Below are 24,435 nucleotides of genomic sequence, written 5' to 3' on the forward strand. Positions count from 1 at the left end.
TTGAACAATGATAAACAAATATCTAATCTTACAGAAAATAGGAAGTATATACTTAATTTTCTGCCAAATGAATGCTATAAATACTATCAACATTAGCTTAAATAATTAACATAATTATTTATCAAAATATTTATCATTAGAGTTAGAAGTTTTGTTTCTTTTACCTCCTAATTGTTATACTATTTTTCTATTTTACTATGCATAAACATTAGTTTTATCCAAAAAAATCTAGATTATATATAGCATTTATTTATCTGTTGAGTATAAATCCTCATTCAAATATAATACTTCCCTTATTGATATTTATTGACATTACTTTTGTTTGATGATGATCGCAGCCTACTATAACGAAAAATAATTTTTTGTATTATTTAATTCTTTGACTTTAATGTATTGCCCGTGATAACCGAATGCTACATATTAGGGTGCGGAATGTGGGTTATATCAGTTGTCAGTTCTCACTTATCAGTTTAGTGGAGTTACGGGTAATCTGTAGAGACGCGCCAGAGCTTTTGGCGCATACAATCGACTGAAATTGGGTTTATTTAGACGATAAGCCCTTTGGGAATCTGTCGCAAGTATTACCAATAAACTATTTTCATATTCCCAATTTTCCTGTAGTTGTAACAAACATTCTTTAATAGAAAAATAGGTATTAATCGCTACTTATATTGAGCTCAGAGTTCTGAGCTTCAATATGACATTACGTAACGATAAATACCTCGCAATTCTTGAACAAATTCGCTGGGGTGGTCAGCCGAAGTGTCCTTACTGTGAATCAGATAACGCTACAGCTTACAAGAGTGAAAAAAGATATCATTGTAATTCATGCTACACATCTTTCAGCGTTACTGTTGGTACAATTTTTCACAAAACTCATGTGAGTTTAGATAAATGGTTTTTGGCGATTCGTCTAGTGATGAGTTCCTCTGGAGGTATCAGTGTGCGTCAGCTTGCATCTGAAGTTGGCGTTAATAAAAATACTGCGGCTTCTATGCTGAAGCGGATAAGAGAGGGGATGAAGGAGGAAAGAGAAATGTTAGAGAGAATTGCACAGATAAAATCTTTGTAAAACCTCTTAATAACTCTTTAGCATCACATAGAGACAATGTTTTTATACCTTTACAATCATTCACAAGTTGGTTGCTAGAAACTTATTTGTTCTACATTTTATCTTCTAAGGCCATGGGGAATAATTCAGAAGAATAGTATTATAAAGCACTGCTCTTCTGGATTATATTTCGTAACATACCAAAAACCTATTGCGAATGATTTAAGGCTATCCCATAGAAATGTAAACATCACAAATCAGGTGATTTACATGACATACTATTTCGTTTTATTATTGGTGAAGTATTTTATGAAACTCATGTGGTTATAAGAAAGTGATTTGTTGTCGCTATTCGTATGATGAGTTCCTCTGGAGGTATCAGTGTGCGTAAACTTGCATCTGAAGTTTGGGGTAATAAAAATACTGCTGCTTCTATGGTGAAGCGGATTAAGGAGGAGATGAAGCAGGAATCTGATGTATTGAGGAGATTTGCACAAATAAAGTCTTAGAAGTTTTTGTTTGAAGCTATTCCTCACTGGGAGAGAGGATTTGCAATTATCCATAAATTACTTTGTAGAGAGACGTAGTATTGCTACGTCTAATTTCCTCAGGTGACGGGGAATTGTTTAGATAAGTAGTAGATTACAACGTAAATTGTAGCGTGCAAAATAAAGAAGAATTATTACAGACTGTACATCATAACGCTCTTCCATCACTCTCATCAGAGAAAAAATTAAATCCTTGCTGCATAAAACTTTTAGCCAAAAGTGATGATTTTAGTCATAGTATTAGAAAATAAAGCTCCAAACCCAGTCCCTGTTTGAGGTTAAAAAATTGTCTGAGATTTTTACTTTCCCAGAGTGATGGAAGAGCGATAAGTGGTTAGACACAATAATTTGTGTCATTGCGAACTTTAGTGAATAAATCTTAAATTCTTGTGATTGCAGCGTTACGCTACGCTCCACTCGCAATGAAAAATATACAATCAGTTTTGTTCAAGTACTTAATATTATTAACTACAAGGAGAAATTTGAATGGGATGGGAATCTGTTAACGCCATCAGCGCAGCTGGAGGAGCAGTTGCGACCACGGTAAGCACATTAATAGCTTTTATGCAATTCAGATATGCAAAGAAGACTGAAATAAAGAATAAATCTCTAGAAAAATTAAATGAACAATTGGAGGTACAAAGCTTGAATCATCAAAAGCTTTTAACTACTATTCAAGAGCTTGCAGAACAATTCAAAGAATTTAAAACAAAGTTACCAAATGATCAAGTTCTAAATGAACAAATCAACTCTTTTGAGAAGGAAGTTGAAAAATTTCAAAGAAATTTGAATTCTTATAAAGAAGCAGCATTATGGTTATCAAATAAAAATCAACGGCTGCATTTAGCCAAAGATTTAGGTGATGAAGCAATAAAAATATTTTCTTTAAAATTACTAAAAGATAAAAGATACAAGTTTTATAAGGATATATATAAATATTTAACTTGGCTTTACTATACCCTTAATTATGGAGCACCAATGCCAAAAGAATTAATCACTAAGAGTTTGCACAAAAAACAATACTATGAGGCAGCACTGAATTCTATTCTCAAGATGATGCCTAAAGATTTGTCTGATGGAGCAGTTAAACTTGTGGAAGAACATATCACTGATTTAATTCTTAGTTTGGGTTAGTAATGATTTTAGTTCATCAATAAATTTAACCCAATATGGATCATCTGAAGGAAGATTATCCCAATCAGGATTCTCTTTATCTATGGCATCAAGTTCTGCTTTCAGAATATCGACGGCTGTATTGGTATCTTCTAGAATTTTTAGCGCATTTTCCACATTCTCTTTAGCCTGAACAACGCTATCAATATTATATTCACCATTAACTGCTGTCAAAATACTTGATGCTGTTGACAAAAGTAATTTAGCTGTATGTACAGGATATTTCATATAGCTATATATTGAATTTTAGACAAAGAAGTGAATTTTCGTCGTAAAAATCTGAAAAAACCTTCACAATAAATCGTATTAATCTAGGAACAAAAAATCACTACCGCTAACTAGGACACCCCAAAATTATTTTTCATCCCCACCAAAACAAAACCAGAAATACTTAAATCCTAAATACTAAAACCCGATACGCAGCACGATCGCAATTCTTACTCACCCTAAAAAATTACACAGACAGCGCTTTACCTATCCCATATCATCAAAATCACTGTCTTGTGAAACAATAGTCAAATTTTAAATTTCTCTACAAATTACCAATATCCTGAGAATGCCCACAATGCTTACAATAGGATAAATATTTGTAAGTCATATTATGACAATTTGGACATTCAACATATTGATAATAGCCACAATGAGGACAATAAATATCATTATTCCGAATTTTCTTCGCACACCTGATACAACTTAGTTTTTGAAATCTATTACTTGCTTGAATTTTAGTGTTAAAGACAATTTTTTGAAAGAATTTGATAATTCCAAAACCTATCAGGGGAATAAATAAGATATAAAGATAACTGACAAGGAATCTTAATCCACCAAATAAAACTTGAATAAAATCAAAAAGAAATTCAAAGATTGCCCCAAACTGCAAAAATTCAAATACTTTAATAATTAATGGGATAAAGAATATAATTAGTAAATGCCAACTAATTAGGGAAATTAACCCGTATCCTCTCCCCACTGCAAATTTATGAACTGATAATGCGATCGCAATCAGTGGAATGAGAAATAAAGACTGAAAAGTTAGTTGAATAGTTGGATACCAAAATGAAGCTTGTTTGTAGCCTTTATCAACTGTATAAAATTGATTTTTATCTTGAAGAAAGTTGAGAAAAGTAAGACTTTCTGGTTTGTCAGTTAATTCTTTTTTCAGGTTAGATATTTCTTTTTCCAGAGTGGAAATATTACGAGTATTTTTATCTAACTCAATTTTTGCTTTCTCTGCACTGACTTGATTAATTGATTGTCCCCGAGGTTGACCAGCAATTTTTTCTAAGAGCGTGGAATCATATTCAGCACGAATTTTAGTATTTGCTCGATTTAATTCGTTGATTTTAAATTCTTTGTTTTCGACAATATTTACTATTTCCTGATTTTTAGGGTTATTAACTTTATCTTTGTATTGTGCATAATTTAGACAAGTTTGAGAAACTTTTCCTAAATGCTCTGATTCAGCTTGTCGATATATCTCTTCTTGTTGTAGTTTACTAAACTTAGACGGTAGTGATTTTTTGATAATGTTATAGTCTTTATCCTGATTATTTCCTGCGCGGTAACTTTGCCATTCAGAATGACATGGATAAGCTTGATAAGGACTTATATACCATCTACTAATATCATCAATCCCAGTAAACACATTGATGAGTATAAAAATGTCAATTAAAACAATGACAACCAAACTTACTTTATTCAAGGGTTCGTTGTTGATTGTTCTGGATTTTCGGAAAAAATTTCTAAAAATCCGCCTGATTCTCGCCAACATATATTTAATTTCCGTTATTAATAAAGTTTTGATATAGATACTTAAGTTATACTTCCCAACTTGTGTATTTCTTTGTAATAAGTAACAAAAATTTTCCAGATAAAAATTTTCCAGACTGCTTATTTTGATGATTTATTTCTTTGGAATTATCAAGAAAAGGGTGCGATCGCGCTTATTTCCAAAGTCTGGCATAATCAAACATACTCAAATCAATTTAAGAAACGAATGTCCGCAGACGAGTACAGCGCTACGCGCAAGTTAAAAGTTAAAAGTCAAAGGTCAAAAGCATAATAGCTCCGATAGCTTAGCTCGACGTTAGCTTTAAGTCATGTGATTTTCAATCCTCTGATTTCAGAAAAAAGTTAAACTTTTGATTTTTGACTTCTAACTTTTGAATTGATTAGGTGATGGCTCATATCAAGGCGAAAAAAACGCGCCAAGATAATGAGGTACGAAAATACTGGAAACTTTATCTAACGAAACGCCTATACGAAAGAGGTTATCAAAAAGAAGATATCATTAAACTATTTCGGTTTATCGACTGGGTAATGAAATTACCTAAAGAGTTAGAGAACAGTTTTTGGGATCAAGTCACTGAATATGAGGAGGACAAAAAAATGCCTTATATTACTAGCGTAGAACAAAGAGGAATTGAAAAAGGTAAAAGAGAAGGAAAAGTAGAAGGTAAAAAAGAAGGAATACTCGAACTTATCGAGGTAACTTTAGAAATTAAATTTGGTGCTGAAGGTTTAGAAATTCTCCCAGAGATTTCTCAAATAAAAGATGTGGATGTCTTGAGAGCAGTTTTGAATGGAATTAAGATCAAAAATACCTTGGAAGAACTGCGAAAAATTTATCTTTAGTTTTCTGTTAGTCCCTAAATCTAGGGAAAAGGGAATGTAGAATAGAGCTTTCACCTAGCTATCTTCCCAATACCCTTGAAAACAGTAGGCTAAAAGTCCCCCAATGAATTGGGGGATTTAGGAGGATCTAAAATATTTTAGGAAAGTAAATAATAAGTAATATAGTTTTCCAAACATCCCCTAAGAACGAGCAAAATACTTTTTCTTAATCTTCTTGTAAGCACTTTGAGCAAATAATTTAGCAAATCGAATTTTAGTCAAGCTTTCAATATCAGATTTATATTGCTGTTTATGTGTAAAAAAATCATTTAAGTCATTTACAATCACCTGCAAACGCTGAATTATACTTTCACGGCGATATTCAGTAAAAAAATGAGCGGGTAATTCTGGCGGTGTCCAATTACGGACATTTTTTAATATACGTTGTACGTCATACTCCTGGGAATATGCAGCAATCTTATAACTATTAAATCCAGGATCTAAATAATCTGATAAACCACTATTAATACTAGAGAAAACCTGACACCCACAAGCTAAAGCTTCCATTGGTTGCAAACCAAAACCTTCTGTTACTCCCTGTAAAGCCCAATATTCAGCGGAATCATAAAGGTAAACTTTGGCTCGGTTAAATAAACCGGGTAAATCTTCTACGTAGGAATTAACTACCTCCACCTTGCATTGCTTTTGCAAAGCAGGAATTAATTTTTCCATTAAATATTCAGAAGATTTACGCGCTTGTACTAAAACATCAATATCCCGTGACAAATTTAAATTTTGAAATTCATCGCTTATTTGATTGGGTAAATAGTAAATCAGTGAATTGGGTGAATTTTTACCCCAATACCCCATGGTGTGACGACTAACTGTAACGATTGGGATGCTTGCAGGTAAACTGAAACCATAGTCTGTACTATGGGCATGGTAAACCACGTTATATTTTTTTAACTTAGTTGCAAGTTTCGCAACGTCAAATCCCCAGCTAACGATAAAGATTACACCATCTAAGTTCGACTGCTGGAGTACATCATCTAAAAACAGCTTGTCTTGTTCTCGTTGACGGTAAGTAACAACATCGGCGCTACATACCTGTTTTACAAGGTTAAAGGTTTTTAACTCCGCCCACAAACCACCACAAGCAAACTTACCATCGGTTCCTGGAAGCAAGAAGTACAACTTTCTCATCACATCAGTCTCTTCAACTGCAACTAGTAGATTAGCTTATCTAACAATTGTTAGCAGTAGTTTTCAAGGAGCGTAAAATACACCGCTCACTTAAAAACTGCGTACTTAGAATTTACCGAACTAGTAATTTTTTACACCAAATTTGCGGATTTGTAGAGACGTACCATGGTACGTCTCTACAGGAGTTTTGACGACAAACAAACCCGTCATATTTAATGGGACAGACTACCAGTTCTGTATTTAAAACTCGGAAATAGTGGGTTAGTACTTAGACGATACGCTCCGCGTCAGCGCTTGCATCTATCACGATCTGCAATCTTGAACTCAGTTTTATTTTAGTAACTGTTAATTAACCTCTTATTTTCCTAATCTTTAGAATTGATAAATCCTTGGCTGCAAACCATTGAAATTTTTCTAAAATTATGTACCTCTTGACACAATTACACTTACTTTACTCATGATTTTGCTAATCCCGACAAAAATAGTCGGGATTATTTGACTGCCATTTTTCCACCGTGATAGTATCGTTTCGCAATAGACAAGAACTCAGGGGGATAGCTCTATGCAAGCGACGACCGGTACTCAAGCAGCTACTGCATCCTTTAAAAACCTAAAATGTAAAGAATGTGGTGCAGAATACGAACTGCAAGCCAGTCATGTTTGTGAGTTGTGTTTTGGTCCTTTGGAAGTTAAATATGACTACAGCAATCTACGCAACACGGTAACTCGTGAAACTATCCAAGCCGGACCAAATTCAATTTGGCGCTATCGCAAGTTTTTACCTGTAGCTAGCGAAAACCCAATTGATGTGGGAACCGGAATGACCCCCCTAGTACGTTCTCATCGCTTGGCTCGTCGCCTTGGCTTGAAAAAGCTTTATATTAAAAATGATGCTGTTAACATGCCTACCCTCAGTTTCAAGGACAGGGTGGTTTCAGTAGCGTTAACTCGAGCAAAAGAATTAGGTTTTAGTACAGTTTCTTGTGCTAGTACTGGTAACTTAGCAAATTCCACCGCTGCGATCGCAGCCCATGCAGGTTTAGATTGTTGTGTATTCATTCCTGCGGATCTGGAAGCGGGTAAGATTTTAGGAAGCTTAATTTACAGCCCCACCCTAATGGCGGTTAAAGGTAATTACGATCAGGTTAACCGTCTGTGTTCGGAAGTTGCAAATACTCATGGTTGGGGATTTGTAAACATTAATTTACGTCCTTATTATTCAGAAGGTTCTAAAACTTTAGGATTTGAGGTTGCAGAACAATTAGGTTGGGAATTACCTGACCACATAGTTGCACCTTTAGCTAGTGGTTCTTTGTTTACTAAAATCTACAAAGGATTTAACGAGTTTACTGAAGTTGGTTTAGTGGAAGGTAAGAATGTCCGCTTCAGTGGAGCGCAAGCTGAAGGATGTTCCCCCATATATGAAGCATTCAAAGAAGATAGAGATTTCATCAAGCCAGTGAAGCCAAACACAATTGCTAAATCCATTGCAATTGGAAATCCTGCGGATGGTATATATGCAGTCGAAATTGCGAAAAAGACTGGTGGTAATATTGAAGCTGTCAGTGACGCAGAAATCATTGAAGGAATGAAGTTACTTGCAGAAACTGAAGGTATCTTTACAGAAACAGCTGGCGGTACAACAATAGCCGTATTAAAGAAACTGGTAGAAGCAGGTAAAATTGATCCAGAAGAAACTACCGTAGCTTACATTACTGGTAACGGTCTCAAAACCCAAGAAGCTGTACAAGGTTATGTTGGTGAACCTTTGACAATCGATGCGAAACTCGATAGCTTTGAACAAGCCCTCGAACGTTCCCGCACCCTCGAGCGTTTAGAATGGCAACAAGTACTTGTTTAGTAATAAGTAATGTTAGCGCAGCGGGGCGCGACCTAGCGTAAGCGTACTGTAAGTATTGCGCACAGTAATGAGTAAGAAGTAAGAAGTAAGAAGTAAGAAGTAATGAGTAAGTAAGTAAGCAGCAAGAGATAATAAATTGCTAAATACCAATTCCCATTACCAATTACCAATCACCAATTACCAATTACCCATTACCAACAAAAAACCCCCTTTAAACTTTTCGCTTTGTTTTCATATGACAATAAAAGTTTTAGTTCCAACTGCTCTTCAGAAATTCACAAATAACCAAGCTACTTTAGATTGCAGTGGTAACTCGATTTCGGAGTTAATCGACTCTTTAGAACAAGCTTGTCCTGGAATTAAGTCACGTTTGTGCGACGAACAAGGAAAACCACGACGTTTTTTAAATTTGTACGTTAATAGTGAAGATATTCGTTTTTTGGATGGTACTAGTACACCTTTAAAAGATGGGGATGAAGTGAGTATTGTCCCTGCTGTTGCTGGTGGTTAGTTTTTGAGTTTTTCTATAAGAAATATTTAGAGAGATATCTGTAACACAATTATTAGTGTAAATGTACCAGAAGTTGCTCCTAAACAACAACTTCTGGTACATTTCTATATCTATATATCTACATTTAAATAACACTATTAATTCGGTTAGGACATTGGTAAATGTTGCAAATTTTTTAATTCTTCTTCTATTTTCTCTCGCAGATATATTTCCGTTTGTAAGCGATATTTGTGTTCTTCAAGCTCTTGATTAGTTTCTTTGAGTTTTGTTTCTAATTTACGGATAGTTAATTGATGGTTGATTCTGGCTAAAATTTCTTCTAAATGAAAGGGTTTACTGATAAAGTCTACTGCACCTAATTCAAATCCTTTGCCTTTATCGTGTTCTTGACTCAAAGCACTTAAAAAAATTATTGGTATTTCTTTAGTATTTGGATTTGATTTTAACTGTTTGCATAACTCATATCCGTCAACCTTCGGCATGATTACGTCTAATAGAATCAAGTCCGGTGCTTTAAGCTTAATAGTTTTGAGAGCTATGTCAGCAGTAACAGCTTGTCTTACTTGATAACCATAACATTCAAGACTGGTAGACAGAACGTCTAAGTTGTTTGGCTCATCATCAATGATAAGGATGTCTCCTTGGTAGTCTGCATCTAAGATGTTATTCATATTTTTTTACTCTTCTTAGTTTTCTTATGCCAGTAAATAATTAGTTATTTCTCACGATGCTAATGTCTTTAGTTTATAATCGCATCAGTGATATTACGTATCTAGGCAATATAGTACATATGAAAATATTTATGATATGTCAATGTCTTGATATCGTGCATAATTGTTGATATAGAAGAGTTTTTAGAATTTAAAGAGATTATTAACTAAAGTCATAAGCCTCAATAAATGTGATATTTTTTCATTGTTACTTAATTCAGCTAAGTAGCAATTGCTACTCTAGTTGATTAACTCCTGAAAATTTGGTAACCAGAATAAAGTATCTGATTTTTCTTGATGAAAATGCAGAATGAGAATATTTGTGTACTTTCTTATCTTGAATTAATTTCTTCAAGAGGTGCGGTCAAATCAACAATTACGTCAAATAAAAATTTGTTAGCCAAACTCATTAGATATTGTTTAACCTGACTATTGCTACTATTATCTTCAGGGATTTCTGCAAGTATTTTGAGGATATCTTTTTTATTGCAGGTGCTAGCAATTTGGTGAAGTTGGAAGCGCCATTTATCAGACATGAATGCTAATGATTCTGGAGTGATTTGAATTGGCAGATTTTCTGGCTCTAAATCTTGTTTTTCATTGCTGTAGGTGTATTTAACCCCCAAATGGTAGGCGACTTTTTCCAAAAGAACTTGTTCTTGAAATGGTTTACTAATAAAGTCATCACAACCAAGGGACATAATTAATTTCTTATCTTCGTTAAACGCATTAGATGTTTGGGCGATAATAATTGTTGTATTTTTACCTTCAACTGTGGATCTAATCTCACGGGTTGCTTGATAGCCGTTCATCACTGGCATTTGCATATCCATTAAAATCAGATCGGGTTTGTATTTTTGCCATTTTTCTACTGCTTCTTTCCCGTTGTGGGCTTGAATTGTTTCAAAACCTACTTCTGAGAGAATTTCGAATAATAATTGATGATTATCTGAGTTATCTTCTACGATCAAAACTAACCGTTTGGGCTGATTTGGTTCTAATCCTGTAATCCGACCTTTTGGCAAAGACTCTACAAATTCTTCTTTAGGTATGATGGTGATAGGAATATCAAATTCTACAGTGGTTCCTTTTCCTAAACTACTTTGAATTTGCATGTGACCACCCATCAAATCGACGTAGTTCTTAGAAATTGCTAAGCCCAAACCTGTACCATCACAATATTCTTGATTATTACCTGCTTGTACAAAAGCATCAAATATATTGCTTAAATTTTCTTCTGCAATCCCCTTACCCGTATCTTTAATGCGGAAAGTTAAATCACAGGAATTTACCTTATTATTGGTATGAGGATAAGTAAGTTCTGGAATTATATCTTTGGTAATTTTACCTTTGATAATTGTACCTTTCTTATCTTCTGGATGTAGGTACGAGAAAAAACTATCCGCATGGTTGGAAACTTCATCGTCTTGGTAACCTAAAATTTCTTTCCACCTTGGAGAAAGGTATGAATCTCCAGTTTTTAAATCCCAGTCCCAAATACCATCTCCCGATCCTGTAACCGCTAACTGATAAAGTTCTGTAAGTTCTGCTAGAGCTTGAGAAGCTTCTTTTAATCTTGCTTCAGCTTGCTTGCGATCGCTAATATCTTCAATAATGGCAATGAAATATTTTGGAGATTCTGCTGTTTCTTGGACGAGACTTGGTGTGATAATAGGAATATTTTCAGCCATTATCCAACATTAAAGCTGTAAAATTTTCATAGTTCTTAACATTCCACAGAATAAAACTATGATTTTTGCAGGTAAGCGACCAGATAACTTAGGTGTAAATGACGGTAAATTAGCAAGCTGTCCCAAATCACCCAATTGTGTTTCCAGTCAAACCGAACCTGCAGACACAATTCATTATATTGAACCACTTACTTATACTTCTACTCCCCAAGAAGCCTTAGCTAAGCTCAAGACAATAATTCAGTCTTTACCCAGAACGACAATAATTAATGAAACAGATAATTATCTGTATGCAGAATTCAAGAGTGCATTAATGGGATATGTTGATGATGTAGAATTTTACATCGAGCCCGATACTCAAAAGATTCACGTTCGTTCCGCTTCTCGCTTAGGTCAAAGCGACTTGGGTGTAAATCGCAAACGAATCGAAACAATTAGAGAAAAATTTAATTAGTTTAGTTCTAATATTTTGTAGAGACGTACCACGGTACGTCTCAATACGGTTCGGATAATATATCTGTTTACCAACGAGATCCCTGTAGAGACGTAAAATTTTACGTCTCTACACGCCCAAAATTATAACGTATAAACCTTAACCGAATCGTATCACGGTACATCTTCGTAAGTTTTGATTGTAGAGAAGTACCACGGTACGTCTTCCTGGGTTGAATTATTACGGGCTTGAATTTTTTACCCCTGACGGTGAACTAAAGTTGCACTGGCTTGTTCTGTCGGCATTAAAATTACATCATTAATGTTGACATGACTTGGTCTGGTCGCACAAAAGAACACCACATCAGCCACATCATCTGGAGTTAGGGGAGTCATTCCTTGGTATACCTTTTTGGCGCGATCGCTATCTCCATGAAATCTTACTTCACTAAATTCAGTTTCTACCAAACCAGGATCTACAGAAGTAACTCGCACCGGAGAACCTAAAAGGTCTTGTTTCAAACCTTCAGAAATTGATTTCACCGCAGCTTTCGTACCGCAGTAAACATTACCTCCAGGATAAGTTTGATGTCCAGCAATCGAACCAATATTAATTAAGTGACCCGCACCACGACTGACCATACCAGGGACAATATAACGAGTCATGTAAAGTAAACCCTTGATATTGGTATCAATCATTTCTTCCCAATCTTGGAAATCACCCTCATAAAGTTTGTCCAAACCGCGACTGAGTCCAGCATTATTTACGAGAACATCAATTGCAGACCATTCAGAAGGTAAAGAAGAAATTGCAGACTCTACCGCTTTGCGATCGCGGACATCAAGTTCTAGCAAATAAAACTCTGAAGATTTTAAGTTTAATTTCTTAACTAGTTCTTGCAAACGTTCCTTCCGTCGTGCAGCCAAAATTAATTTAGCACCTGCACCTGCAAACAATTTTGCACAAGCAGCACCGATTCCACTGCTAGCACCGGTTATGAAAACTATTTTATTGTTCATTGGGAATGAGTAATGAGTAATAAGTAATGAGTAATGAGTAATGAGTAATTGGTAATTGGTAATTGCTAATTGTTAATGGGTGGTTGGTAATAAATTAGGAATTAAGGAAAACTGGTTTTCCTATGTAATCCTCAATGCAATTAAATAACCCGCCTTTGAGCAAAAAGACGGGTTTGTTTATTTGTACTTTAAAACAAAATTTAAATAAAACAGAGAATTTATTTCCCTACAACTGGAATTCGTTGGGTAATCATTGTCATACCATTACCGCGTACCAAGACTGCAGAAATCCATTTGTTACCAGGAGTGGATGGTGCTTCTCCGGTCTTAAACAAACCACCAGCAGAAAGTAATTCTAAATTTACTGATGTTGGTTGGAGATATTTGTCTGGTTTAACAGATTCCTCTAATGCTGCTCCCAGTAGGTAATCGTCACCTAAAGGTTCTTGAACTATGGCATCAAAGTTATATTTTTCACCAACTTTTAACTTATCTGGTAAATTAATATCAACTTGTGGAGGCTTAGCACCAGATGTGATTTGAGTACGTTCTGATAAAATTTCTTGACTGACTATTTTAGAACCTACTATACGTTGGCGAGATGTGATTGTTGCGTTCATCTTTAAACTGTGCTTGTCCTTAAAGGAAGCTGCAGTGATATTAGTCACAGTTTCAGCAACAATTCCATTTCCTTCAGCTTTCCACGACTTGACTTCGGTGGAATATTTTAAGTTGGGATATTTTTCCCAAAATGATTTGAGCGCTTTTTGTAAGCTACTACGGTTTAACCCATCATTGTGGGTAAAGTTCTTTGCATAAAACTTCATTACCCCATTGACATTACGTTGAGATGCTGCAGTATCAATTTGGGTTAACAAACTTTTTAATTCTACCGGTGCAGCTTTGGAATCTTTAGCTTGAGCAGATTTTATGCTTCCTGCCAAACTGAGCGCAAATAAACAAAAAACTAACCCTCTGCAAATTTTAAGCATGGATTGGCGTTTGAGTAGTAAATTAATTAATTTTGGCATGGGTATAGGGTACTTGGTAGGTGGTTCTAATAAAGATATTCACAGTTTTTCAGCAAAAACCTTACAGTCAGATGCTTGAAACATAAATCTTGAAACATAAATCTTGAAACATAAATTCTTGAAACATAAATTTATAGCGGGTTTATATAAGATAACCAATTTATGTTGGAAGGTGGGGGTTTTGTTCTAACGGGATGTTTGGGAAGCTTGTCACCCCGTGAGCCCAATAGACCTCTCCTGAAATTGAATATGCATAACCCAAAATCTTTGTAGAGACGTACGGCTAACGCCGACCCCGCAGGCTCTGGTACGTCTCTACATTCTTTTCCGGAGATGTCTAATATATTTTTTCAAACATCCTTTAAGGGTTAATTAACAGTTCGCGGATATACCGTCTCCACATAGCATATAAAGAGATCGCGATCGCAAAGTTTTTGTGATTATTATCTTCTTGCAAAGAATACTTTGTTAAGCATGTAGTTAAATGTTCCATGCATCAGTTAATATGCAATTTGCTGCTAAAAAAATGGGATAAATAACTGAGTAAATGTTAAAAATAATTAAATTTATAATTTCTTCTAAAATTACCCCGTTAGCCATAAGAACGCAACGTAAATTACAATTAATCAAGCAATGATGATGTTTTTGGTAATAGGCTTGATTTACTATTGCTATTATGTGAGCTAAATTACCCTCGTTTAGTTTTGAATTCACATAATATGTAATGTAGTTTTATCTTAGTTAAGCTAAGTGCTGACACGGTAGAAATTTGATGACAAAGGCTCCGATCAAACTACTAATGGCTGCTAGCGGTACTGGAGGACATCTGTTTCCGGCGATCGCACTGGCACAACAACTACCAGATTATCAAATAGAATGGTTGGGCGTTCCCAATCGTTTGGAAACGCGACTTGTGCCCAAAGAGTATAAATTACACACTATTTCCGTTGAGGGATTTCAAAAAGGTTTTGGTTTTTCGTCATTATTTACTTTGGGTAAACTTGCTGGAGGTGTTCTCGATGTCAGGAAACTTTTAAAAGCAGGTAATTTTCAAGGAGTCGTAACAACGGGAGGATATATAGCCGGACCATCTACGATCGCGGCACGGTCTTTAGGTTTACCTGTTATTCTCCATGAATCAAATGCTTTTCCGGGTAAGGTAACTCGTATTTTTGCTCCTTTGTGTACTTCTGTAGCTCTTGGATTTAATGTTGCTGCTCAGTATTTACCTAAGGGCAAAACAGTATATTTAGGAACTCCAGTACGCCCAGAGTTTAGACAAGCAGAGATTGGAGCATCTTTGGATTTACCAGTTGCAGAGGATGCACCATTAATTGTAGTTTTTGGTGGTTCTCAAGGGGCTGTAGCAATTAATAAATTAGTTAGACAATGCGCACCAGCTTGGTTTGAGGCTGGGGCTTATATTGTGCATTTAACTGGAGATAACGATCCAGAGGCGGAAAGTCTGCGACACGAACAGTACATTTCCATGCCTTTCTATGATAATATGGCAGCTTTGCTACAACGTGCTAATTTAGCAATTAGTCGCTCTGGTGCTGGTAGTTTGACGGAATTGGCTGTATGTGGAACGCCAGCGATTTTAATTCCCTATCCCTATGCTGCGGAAGACCATCAAACCTATAATGCTCAAGTATTTACCTCTGTAGATGCGGGGTTAATGTTTAAGCAGTCGGAGCTAACAGTAGAAAGCTTGCAAAATGAAGTTTTAAAACTTTTGCATTCTCCCCTAGAATTAAAAGCTATGGGAGATAAAGCTTCATCGATCGCAATTCCCGATAGTGCAGAGAAAATGGCACAGTTGGTGAGAGAGTTGGTGCGGAAGTAATGAGTAATGAGTAATGAGTAATGAGTTGTAGAGACGTGACATGTCACGTCTATATGAAAATAATGAGCAACGTTTGAGAAACTATTTTTATTCTCCTCAAGACCTATATAACGCTGTGTACACTTACGTGTCCCGCTTTGCTAACGCGTCACGCTCCACTAACGCCAATTCCCAATCCCTACCTAATACCTATGAACAAAAAACCTGTTAGTGTCTGGAATTACAAACCTTGGTGGTGTCAACCTTGGTCTATTTTGCTTGTGGGGATAAGTGCGATCGGGGGTAGTTGGTTAATATCTAAGCTAATATTTGGAATGGTTTGGCTGACATTTTTGGTTGCGATACCCGTTCTGACATGGATGGGCTTTTTTTTGTTGGTTTATCCCCAATTAGTTGTTCGTAGTGGATTGTTAGAGTCGTATCAAGCAGAAATAGACAATTCACCAAGAGAAATATCCTAGACACTACACATCTTGCAAAATCAGATAATATAGGAACTACTTCTAGTTTCAAGCAGAGAAAAAAACAAGAAATATAAAAATATTCGTTCCGCAACCAATTAATTCCTAGTTCTAGATTTGAACTGGGTTTTTTTTAATGTCAGTTGGTGAGACTAAAAGCAAAAATACAACTTTTTTGCAATTGCATAATAATAATTGACATAATGTGGGAAATATAAAGTAGTAGTCCTTGTTAAGGTTATCATTTTTAGTTTAAAGATAGAAAATATAAGTATGACACTGCCAAAAGAATTTAAGTCATTTATTGAAGAAGAGTATGGTAACTATGGTTGGAAATTAGCTTACTGTTTCAGTTTCGTGGCGAAATATCTAGGCTACAAAGTCTTAGATATTTCAGCAGTTGAAACATCACTAAAAATAGTTACAACGATGAGAGGTACAAGTCTTAAAAATTTTGAGTTTAATAAACCTATAAATTTCAACAACTTTATACATCAGTATTATTTGAAAGTCCATAAACCTTTTACTAGAAGAGCTAAAGAAGTAAAACTTGACAATGACAAGAATGAAATTGAAAGACAACAAAAAGTAATAAAAGAATTCAAAAACTATATGAGGGTATATCCAATCTTTTGTTTTACTAGTAAAACAAATAATAATTAATTTTTAGATTTCACAATCTTTAGCTTGTTTTTTGTGTTTAGTAATTCAAATAAAATAATATATATTATTAATTAGTAATAAAGCTCTTATTAAAGAGATAATGAAATTGATAAATAGCACAAAGAAATTCGCGTGTAATTTTATACATTTACTATTTTCAAAATAAAACATATACAAAAAGATAAAACCTTAAACTGCTAAAAATCTTTGAATCACATCTTGACTGAGTTCGCTAGTTAAACCAGAAGCAACAATACCACCTTTTTGCATTGCATAGTAATAATCAGCTTGACGAACAAAATGTAAATGTTGTTCTACTAATAAAACAGAAATTCCAGTGGTTTCGACAATGTTACGAACAGCAGCTTCAATTTCTAAAATAATTGATGGTTGAATACCTTCAGTAGGCTCATCTAATACAAGTAATTGGGGTTTTCCCATTAAAGTACGAGCAATCGCTAGTTGTTGCTGTTGTCCTCCACTTAAGTCACCACCCATACGCGATAGCATATTTTTTAAAACGGGAAATAATCTAAAAATACTTTCAGGTATATCTGGATTTTTTACTCGATTTTTTCTTGCTTCCAAACCTAATAATAGGTTTTCTTTGACCGTTAACCGAGGAATAATTTCTCTTCCTTGAGGAACGTAACCAATTCCCATTTTTGCTCTTTGGTCGGTAGATTTCGAGTTGATGATTGTCCCAGAAAAATTAATGGTACCGCTGCGAGGTTTAAGTAAACCCATAATTGTTTTCATTAGGGTCGTTTTTCCTACCCCATTACGTCCAATTAAACACACCATTTGACCTTCAGGAACACTCAAATCTACATTTCGTAGAATATGACTTTCACCGTAGTAAACATTTAAATTAGATATTTGCAGCATTAATTCTGACTAGATTTTATATATATGATTTGAGATTAATTATTATTTTGTTGTCCTAAATAGACTTCGATAACACGAGGGTCATTTTGTACTTCTTCAATACTACCTTCACATAAAATCGAACCCTCATGAAGAACTGTGACCTTTCTCGCAATTTCTCGGACAAATTCCATATCATGCTCAATAACAAGAATTGAGTGACTTTCTGCAAGCATTAAAAGTAGTTGTGCAACATTATAAGTTTCTTCATCCGTTAAACCCGCAACAGGTTCATCTACCAATAATAAATCTGGAGATTGTGCGACTAACATTCCGATTTCTAAACGTTGTTTCTCCCCATGGGAAAGAAAAGCCGATTTGATATTTGCTTTAGATGTCAAACCGATAGTCTCGAGCAATCCTTGTATTTTGTATTTATCTTTCTTTTTAGAATTTACAAATAAAGTGGAAAAAATATTTTTATCACAATTTACACTCAACTCCAAATTTTCACTAGCTGTTAAATTGAGATATATTCGAGGTGTTTGAAACTTCCGACCAATACCCATACGGATAATTTCATGCTCTTGAAGAGAACGAATATTTTTACCTTTAAAAATAACTTGTCCTTCGGTAGGTTTTACTTTTCCAGTAATTACATCAACAAAAGTTGTTTTACCAGCACCGTTGGGACCAATTACGACCCGTAACTCTCCTACATCCATGCTGAAATTAAGGTTATTTAATGCTTTAAAACCATCAAAGCTGACAGTTACATTTTGAGTTTGTAAGATTTTAGGGGTCATGGTTGAAGGGATTGGGGATTAGCGACTGAGGATTGGGGATTGGGGAAGATAAGAATAGTTTCTCGAACATTGCTCTCTCATATAGACGTGACAGAGCCTGCGGCGTCGGCGTTAGCCTCTGTCACGTCTCTACAACTCATTACTTATTACTCATTACTTATTCTCGCTGTACTTCAGATTCTTCTAGCGCGGGATAAGTTGAAACTTGTTTCTTTCTTTTTATTAATTCCATCCCTTCACTACGCAACCATCCAATAACACCATCAGGGAGTACCGTCACAACTATTAAAAACAGCGCACCTTGAAAAAATAACCAGAATTCTGCAAATTGTTCGCTGAAAAAAGTACGAGCATAATTTACTAATAAAGCGCCCAAAATTCCTCCGACTAATGTTCCGCGTCCTCCAACCGCAACCCAAATTACCATTTCAATTGAAAAAGCAATCTCCATTGTTTTAGGTGAAACCGAACCATTTTGAAGGGTGTAAAATGCTCCTGCGATTCCTGCGATCGCACCAGAAACTGCGAATACCAATACCTTAAAATCTGTCGGGTTATAACCAGAAAAACGCACCCGACTTTCATCATCACGAATTGCGATTAGTACCCTTCCAAAACGTCCACTTGTCAACCACCGACAAAGACAATATGTTAATACCAGGAAAACAATTGTCAGATTATAAAAAATATATTGGGTGCTATAATCGCTAACTTTTAAATTAAATAAAGTTGTAAAATCTATTAATCCATTGGTTCCATTAAACAGCTTTTGTTGCCCATTAAAGAAGTTAAAGAAAACGATTGTTGCAGCTTGTGTCAAAATCGAAAAATATACACCTCGAATCCGATTTCTGAATACGAGATATCCCAATAACCCTGCAAATACACTGGGGACAAGAAAAGTCGCGATCGCAGCAAAGCGAAATGAATGAAAAGGTTCCCAAAATCCAGGGAGTTCTGTTACCCCATAAAGACCCATAAAATCTGGTAATTCACCTTCAGGAACTTGTAATTTTAGGTGCATGGCGATCGCATATCCACCCAAACCAAAAAAAATACCATGTCCCAAACTAAGTAAACCGGTATAACCCCAAATTAAATCTATACCTAAAGCTACAATCGCCAGTGATAAGAATCTTCCTAACAGATTCAAGCGAAAATCTGAAAGTATAACTGGCATAATAAAAATCAAGATGAGTGCGATCGCGATTACCAATCCCACCTCAATTAATATTAATTTTCCCCCTTTAAGTTTAATCTTTTTCAACTTTAATATTTTTAAGTATTATGATTTTCTAAATTTATCGAACCTCAATTTATTTAATATTTTGATATTTATTGATTAACCACAAAATTGAATTAAATAAATTAATATGTCAATTATTAATCCCAATCACCATATGCCGCTTACGGCGGCACGCAGTGCTATCACCAATTACCAATTACCAATTACCAATTACCCAACAAAAACTACAACTCAAAATTTCTACCTTTCTGAGCAAAAATACCAGTAGGTTTCCATTGTAAAAATGCAATAATTAATCCAAAAACCATCACCTTTGCCATACTATTTGTAGAAAAGAACTTAAAAAAATCAACTAAAGGTGGGATAGGAGCAAACAGAAAAGTCAAAGTACCAGAAGCAATTAAAAAGTTAGCCGTACCAATCCCCAATGCTGCGATGATAGAACCTAAAAGGTTTCCTACACCTCCAACCACAACAACCATAAAAGTATCAATAATATAATTTTGTCCGGTATTTGGTCCCACAGAACCAAGCAAACTAATTGCAGCTCCAGCAATTCCAGCTAATCCCGAACCAAGTGCAAAGGTAATTCCATCAACTTTTTCTGTTGGGATACCCAAACAAGCACTCATATTTCGGTTTTGAGTTACAGCACGAATCCTTAACCCCCATCTCGAACGTTGTAAGAATAGATAAATTCCTGTAACACAAACAATAGTTAAAAATATAATAAATATTCGAGTGTAGGGAAAATATAAAGTTTCTAAACCCAAATCTTCTTTTAACCACACAGGAATCTTTAATTCACTAAAATTTAATCCTTCTTGTAACCAAGTAGGAGCGGTAACATCTACATTTTGAGCCCCAAACCAAGGTTGATTAACTGATAGTTTATATGTTTGATTGAAGAAATTAGCTGTTGCGATCGAGATTGCTAAAGATAGGGAAAATAATAATCCTACAACCCAACGACGAAACCGAAGAAAATTAAAATGAAAGTTAAAATGAGAATTTAAACTAAAATTTAGAATCCATAACCCACCAAAAAATAATAAACAAAATAAACCGATCCCAATAACTAATACCCAATTTACACTGCGGACAAATTGCTTGAGTATTAAACTTACACCCCAAGTTGCAAGCAAAGTTTCTAGAGGTCTACCGTAAAGATGTTTAATTACACCTTTTTCGAGAATTAAACCAAAAAAACCAGTTAATAAAAAAGCGATGATAATTGCAAAAAATATATAACTCTCAAACCAGATCCCACCTAATTGTTTGCATACATTCTGTACAATAAAAGTTGTGTATGCTCCCAACATCATTAACTCACCATGGGCCATATTAATTACACCCATTAAGCCAAATATAATAGCAAGTCCCAAAGCCGCAATTAATAATACAGATCCAGTACTAATACCATTAAATAAAACATCTAAAAAACTTGCTAGCACTTATTTTAATTCCCCCCAAAATCACCTATTACCTATTACTCATTACTTATTACTTACTCATCACCAAATTTGTATGTGTATTAATTGTATATAGCGGTGCGTTACGGCGCGATTATAAAGGTGACCTAAAAAGATATTGCTTTTGCGCGCCTAACACACCCTACGAAGATTTTATTTTGTATTTATAAACACACTATTGGAATCCCATATCCTTGAAACCTCTTTTTTTGATATTTGATAATTTGATAAATAGATAAACCAATCACCCATTACTCATCACTCATTACTTGTTACTTATTACTCCTGTACAGACGTAGCATGCTACGTCTCTACCTCATTACTTATTCATCACTTCTAAGTCGTCTTATATTTACCACCCTTGTTCGGATCCGACCAATCACAAGCAAAACCCTTGGTGGAACTGACAAACTGATTCCAAGGTATTGGATCGACAGCAGTGGGAGTCTCATTAATGATCTCAAACAAACCATCATCTCTGACTTCACCAATACGAACAACTTTAGACAGGTGATGATTAGAATTCATTGTCACCTTTCCTTCCGGTGCTTCTAAAGTTTGACCGTAAGCAGCTACACGAACTTTCTCTAAATCAGTTGTTTCAGCTTTTTCTACCGCTTGCTTCCACAAGTAAACTCCAATGTATGCTGCTTCCATTGGGTCGTTAGTTACGCGATCGCTTCCATACTCTTTCTTGAAAGCTTCAACAAATTTTTTGTTTGCAGGAGTATCTACTGTTTGAAAATAATTCCAGGCTGCATAGTGACCTTTGAGATACTTTACACCAATCGCCTTCACTTCTTCTTCGGCGATACTAACGGACATGGTGGGATATTTATCTGGTGTTATACCTGCACCTTTCAACTGCTTGAAGAAAGCTACATTACTATCTCCATTTAAAGTATTAAATATCACCCCACCTTTAGGTAAAGCTTGCTTAATCTTGCTAATAATAGGTGTAACTTCGATGTTACCTAATGGTAAGTAATCTTCTCCAACTGTTTTACCACCATTTGCTTTTAATTGTGCTTTGATGATTTGGTTGGCTGTTTTGGGAAAAACATAATCGGAACCAACTAAAAAGAATTCTTTCCCTTTATTTTTTAATAACCAATCAACTGCAGGTTCAATTTGTTGATTTGGTGCTGCACCAGTATAGAAAATATTTTGCGAGCACTCTTGACCTTCGTATTGGACTGGATACCACAACATGTGTTCTTTATTTTCAAACACAGGTTTGACGTTTTTGCGACTAGCAGAAGTCCAGCAACCAAAAACAACAGCAACCTTATCTTGGTCAATAAGTTTATTAGCTTTCTCTCTAAAAATATCCCAATCAGAAGCCCCATCTTCAAGGACAGCTTCAATTTGTTTTCCTAAAACTCCACCATTAGCATTGATTTCTTTGATGGCTAATTTTTCTGCGTCTACAACGCTTTTTTCACTAATAGCCATTGTACCGCTCAGGGAATGTAGAATTCCTACTTTAATAGTCTGACCATTGGTAGTCTTTGTGTTAAATGAGTCTGTCGTAGATTTTGATGGATTTTCTGTAGAAACAGGCGAATTATTAGCACAAGCTTTTAAGAAAACACTCGTACTAAATGCACCCATACCATAAATTAAGAAAATTCTTCTATTAAATCTGTTTTTCATGTTTTTATTTACCCAAAATATATAATTTTCTTAATTAAATTTAGTCAAGCATAATGCTATGAAGTTGAGATTATTTCGTAACCATCAAAGTGCAAAATGTTATACATTACTGATATTAATTTGATACTTTCTCATTAAAGTGTATCTTCATATACCTTTTTTACAAGAATTTTTACAAAAAGTTGTTTTTATTAACTAATTCGACCAATAAAGCAAATTAAAAATAGGATAAAAATCAAGATTATTGAACTCTAAAAACTTATTTCTATAATTAAATAGATATTTTCAGTGACAAAAATATCTATTATTTTTCAACAAAAAAACACCATATTGCTTTTGGTGTATCTGTTAGTAACTACGTATTTTTTGGTATCTTAGTTTATTGAGATTATTGTTTTTTGAGAGAAAATAAACTATCAGTGATTGTTTAACATTTCGTCTTGTCTTATTTCTCTATTTAAATCATCAAAACACCATAATTTAGGTTATTTTTTATCTAAAGCTCGATAATCCAAACTCATAGACTGCAACATTTTTTCTCGCTTTTTCCGAGCTATAGCTTGTAAATCAATAGTTTTATCTGTTTCATCGACAATTTCGCCAGTAATTACTTCTAAGACGTCTTCCAGGGTCACAACACCAGAAACATTACCATATTCATCTACTACAACCGTTAAATGTTCGTGAGCATCAAGAAAACTTTTGAGGAGTTTATCAGCTCGAATTGTTTCTGGAACAAACCTGACTTTACGCGTTAGGGTCGCAATTTTTTGATTGTATCTACCTTCAACCATTGCTGTTAGTAGGTTTTGTTTTAAAGCAACTCCAATTACTCTGTCGATAGATTCATTAATGATAATAATTCGGGTATGTTGTGAAGAAATAATATCTGTTTTTGCTTCATTTAAAGTTAATTCACCACGTAAATAAGTCAACATAATTCGTGGTGTCATTAAGTCAGATGCAGTTAGATCGCTCAACTGAAATACCCTTTGAATCATTTCTGCTTCGTCGCGTTCGATGATTCCTTCTTGATGTCCAATGTCTGCTAATAATTTAATTTCTGCTTTATTGGTAGTTGGTTGTTTCTTACCTTTAGTAATTGGTGCGGTGACAAATTCTATTACCCACACCAAAGGAGTAAATATAAGAGCTAATCCCGCAACAGGAATCGCTGCTAACATGGAAACTTGTTCCGCGTAACGCTCACCAATAGTTTTTGGCACTATTTCTGCAAAAATAATAATTAGAAAAGTTAAGATTCCCGAAAAAGCTCCCAACCACCGGTCTCCTAATACCGATGTGGCGACACTACCTGTAACAATACTACCGATAATATTGAATATATTATTAATAATAACAATAGTTGCAATTGGTCGATTCATATGTTCGCGAATCGCCAGAAGTGCTAGAGCAGAAGGATTTTTTGATTGTGCTAATTGTTTAACTCTGAGGGGAGAAACTGAAAATAATGCGACTTCGATCCCAGAACACAAAGCCGAACCTGTGATAACCGTTAATACAACAAAAATAAGTTGAAACATTTTTAGTTCCCAATTGTGGGAAGAAATAGT

The 24,435-nt window shown here is 35.0% G+C and carries 24 protein-coding genes; 11 read left to right on the forward strand and 13 right to left on the reverse strand.

Annotated elements, in window-relative coordinates; translation table 11 throughout:
- The first annotated feature begins 697 nt into the window (after positions 1–697).
- The 3 genes from QNJ50_RS18720 (at position 698) to QNJ50_RS18730 (ending at position 2,733) form a co-directional block, all read left to right on the forward strand.
- Positions 698–1,072, forward strand: coding sequence for an IS1595 family transposase (locus QNJ50_RS18720; protein WP_300637983.1), 375 nt, complete (start codon positions 698–700; stop codon positions 1,070–1,072).
- 335 nt (positions 1,073–1,407) lie between these two features.
- Positions 1,408–1,560, forward strand: coding sequence for a hypothetical protein (locus QNJ50_RS18725; RefSeq protein WP_300637985.1), 153 nt, complete (start codon positions 1,408–1,410; stop codon positions 1,558–1,560).
- Between the two features lie 525 nt (positions 1,561–2,085).
- Positions 2,086–2,733, forward strand: coding sequence for a hypothetical protein (locus QNJ50_RS18730; RefSeq protein ID WP_300637987.1), 648 nt, complete (start codon positions 2,086–2,088; stop codon positions 2,731–2,733).
- On the opposite strand, the gene QNJ50_RS18735 is transcribed toward QNJ50_RS18730, so the two are convergent.
- On the reverse strand, positions 2,713–3,000 hold the full coding sequence (locus QNJ50_RS18735) for a hypothetical protein (RefSeq protein ID WP_300637989.1): 288 nt from the start codon (positions 2,998–3,000) through the stop codon (positions 2,713–2,715). The two genes, QNJ50_RS18730 and QNJ50_RS18735, sit on opposite strands and share 21 nt — an antisense overlap.
- A gap of 304 nt (positions 3,001–3,304) precedes the next feature.
- Positions 3,305–4,543, reverse strand: a complete 1,239-nt coding sequence (locus QNJ50_RS18740; protein ID WP_300637991.1) for a zinc ribbon domain-containing protein — start codon at positions 4,541–4,543, stop codon at positions 3,305–3,307.
- Positions 4,544–4,950: 407 nt separating this feature from the next.
- On the opposite strand from QNJ50_RS18740, the gene QNJ50_RS18745 reads away from it, so the two are divergent.
- A complete protein-coding gene (locus QNJ50_RS18745) occupies positions 4,951–5,406 on the forward strand; it encodes a hypothetical protein (protein WP_300637993.1) in 456 nt (151 codons plus the stop codon).
- Between the two features lie 180 nt (positions 5,407–5,586).
- On the opposite strand, the gene QNJ50_RS18750 is transcribed toward QNJ50_RS18745, so the two are convergent.
- Positions 5,587–6,588, reverse strand: coding sequence for a glycosyltransferase (locus QNJ50_RS18750; protein ID WP_300637995.1), 1,002 nt, complete (start codon positions 6,586–6,588; stop codon positions 5,587–5,589).
- Between the two features lie 562 nt (positions 6,589–7,150).
- Here QNJ50_RS18750 and thrC point away from each other — a divergent pair.
- Entirely contained in the window at positions 7,151–8,449 is a 1,299-nt protein-coding gene (gene thrC / locus QNJ50_RS18755; protein WP_300637997.1) for a threonine synthase, read from the forward strand.
- A 235-nt stretch (positions 8,450–8,684) separates the two neighbouring features.
- Entirely contained in the window at positions 8,685–8,960 is a 276-nt protein-coding gene (locus tag QNJ50_RS18760) for a MoaD/ThiS family protein (RefSeq protein WP_300637999.1), read from the forward strand.
- Between the two features lie 146 nt (positions 8,961–9,106).
- On the opposite strand, the gene QNJ50_RS18765 is transcribed toward QNJ50_RS18760, so the two are convergent.
- Both QNJ50_RS18765 and QNJ50_RS18770 read right to left on the reverse strand, forming a co-directional pair.
- Positions 9,107–9,631, reverse strand: a complete 525-nt coding sequence (locus QNJ50_RS18765) for a response regulator (RefSeq protein WP_300638001.1) — start codon at positions 9,629–9,631, stop codon at positions 9,107–9,109.
- Positions 9,632–10,002: 371 nt separating this feature from the next.
- Complete coding sequence (locus tag QNJ50_RS18770; RefSeq protein ID WP_300638003.1) at positions 10,003–11,361, reverse strand: response regulator; 1,359 nt, start codon at positions 11,359–11,361, stop codon at positions 10,003–10,005.
- Positions 11,362–11,419: 58 nt separating this feature from the next.
- Here QNJ50_RS18770 and QNJ50_RS18775 point away from each other — a divergent pair, with 58 nt between their 5' ends.
- A complete protein-coding gene (locus QNJ50_RS18775; RefSeq protein WP_300638005.1) occupies positions 11,420–11,815 on the forward strand; it encodes a DUF1499 domain-containing protein in 396 nt (131 codons plus the stop codon).
- A 236-nt stretch (positions 11,816–12,051) separates the two neighbouring features.
- Here the strand turns inward: QNJ50_RS18775 and QNJ50_RS18780 are convergent, their stop codons facing one another.
- A complete protein-coding gene (locus QNJ50_RS18780) occupies positions 12,052–12,813 on the reverse strand; it encodes an SDR family oxidoreductase (RefSeq protein ID WP_300638007.1) in 762 nt (253 codons plus the stop codon).
- A gap of 218 nt (positions 12,814–13,031) precedes the next feature.
- A complete protein-coding gene (locus QNJ50_RS18785) occupies positions 13,032–13,805 on the reverse strand; it encodes a nuclear transport factor 2 family protein (protein WP_300638043.1) in 774 nt (257 codons plus the stop codon).
- On the opposite strand from QNJ50_RS18785, the gene QNJ50_RS18790 reads away from it, so the two are divergent.
- The 4 genes from QNJ50_RS18790 (at position 13,744) to QNJ50_RS18805 (ending at position 16,814) form a co-directional block, all read left to right on the forward strand.
- Positions 13,744–13,923, forward strand: coding sequence for a hypothetical protein (locus QNJ50_RS18790; protein ID WP_300638047.1), 180 nt, complete (start codon positions 13,744–13,746; stop codon positions 13,921–13,923). The two genes, QNJ50_RS18785 and QNJ50_RS18790, sit on opposite strands and share 62 nt — an antisense overlap.
- Before the next feature lie 693 nt (positions 13,924–14,616).
- Positions 14,617–15,690, forward strand: a complete 1,074-nt coding sequence (murG, locus tag QNJ50_RS18795) for an undecaprenyldiphospho-muramoylpentapeptide beta-N-acetylglucosaminyltransferase (RefSeq protein WP_300638009.1) — start codon at positions 14,617–14,619, stop codon at positions 15,688–15,690.
- Positions 15,691–15,881: 191 nt separating this feature from the next.
- Positions 15,882–16,151, forward strand: a complete 270-nt coding sequence (locus QNJ50_RS18800; RefSeq protein ID WP_300638011.1) for a DUF6737 family protein — start codon at positions 15,882–15,884, stop codon at positions 16,149–16,151.
- 273 nt (positions 16,152–16,424) lie between these two features.
- On the forward strand, positions 16,425–16,814 hold the full coding sequence (locus tag QNJ50_RS18805; protein WP_300638013.1) for a hypothetical protein: 390 nt from the start codon (positions 16,425–16,427) through the stop codon (positions 16,812–16,814).
- A gap of 189 nt (positions 16,815–17,003) precedes the next feature.
- Here the strand turns inward: QNJ50_RS18805 and urtE are convergent, their stop codons facing one another.
- From urtE to QNJ50_RS18835, 6 genes are all read right to left on the reverse strand, one after another.
- On the reverse strand, positions 17,004–17,702 hold the full coding sequence (gene urtE, locus QNJ50_RS18810) for an urea ABC transporter ATP-binding subunit UrtE (protein ID WP_300638015.1): 699 nt from the start codon (positions 17,700–17,702) through the stop codon (positions 17,004–17,006).
- 35 nt (positions 17,703–17,737) lie between these two features.
- On the reverse strand, positions 17,738–18,487 hold the full coding sequence (gene urtD / locus QNJ50_RS18815) for an urea ABC transporter ATP-binding protein UrtD (RefSeq protein WP_300638017.1): 750 nt from the start codon (positions 18,485–18,487) through the stop codon (positions 17,738–17,740).
- A 157-nt stretch (positions 18,488–18,644) separates the two neighbouring features.
- A complete protein-coding gene (gene urtC / locus QNJ50_RS18820) occupies positions 18,645–19,667 on the reverse strand; it encodes an urea ABC transporter permease subunit UrtC (RefSeq protein ID WP_300638045.1) in 1,023 nt (340 codons plus the stop codon).
- A 290-nt stretch (positions 19,668–19,957) separates the two neighbouring features.
- Positions 19,958–21,187: a branched-chain amino acid ABC transporter permease gene (locus QNJ50_RS18825; RefSeq protein ID WP_300638019.1), complete on the reverse strand. Its 1,230-nt coding sequence runs from the start codon at positions 21,185–21,187 to the stop codon at positions 19,958–19,960.
- 354 nt (positions 21,188–21,541) lie between these two features.
- The gene (gene urtA / locus QNJ50_RS18830) at positions 21,542–22,861 is read right to left on the reverse strand and encodes an urea ABC transporter substrate-binding protein (protein WP_300638022.1); all 1,320 of its coding nucleotides are present in this window, start codon (positions 22,859–22,861) and stop codon (positions 21,542–21,544) included.
- Between the two features lie 485 nt (positions 22,862–23,346).
- A complete protein-coding gene (locus QNJ50_RS18835; RefSeq protein WP_300638024.1) occupies positions 23,347–24,405 on the reverse strand; it encodes a hemolysin family protein in 1,059 nt (352 codons plus the stop codon).
- Between the last annotated feature and the right edge of the window lie 30 nt (positions 24,406–24,435).

Source organism: Mastigocoleus sp. MO_188.B34 (genome assembly GCF_030065675.1).
Lineage (GTDB): Bacteria > Cyanobacteriota > Cyanobacteriia > Cyanobacteriales > Nostocaceae > Mastigocoleus.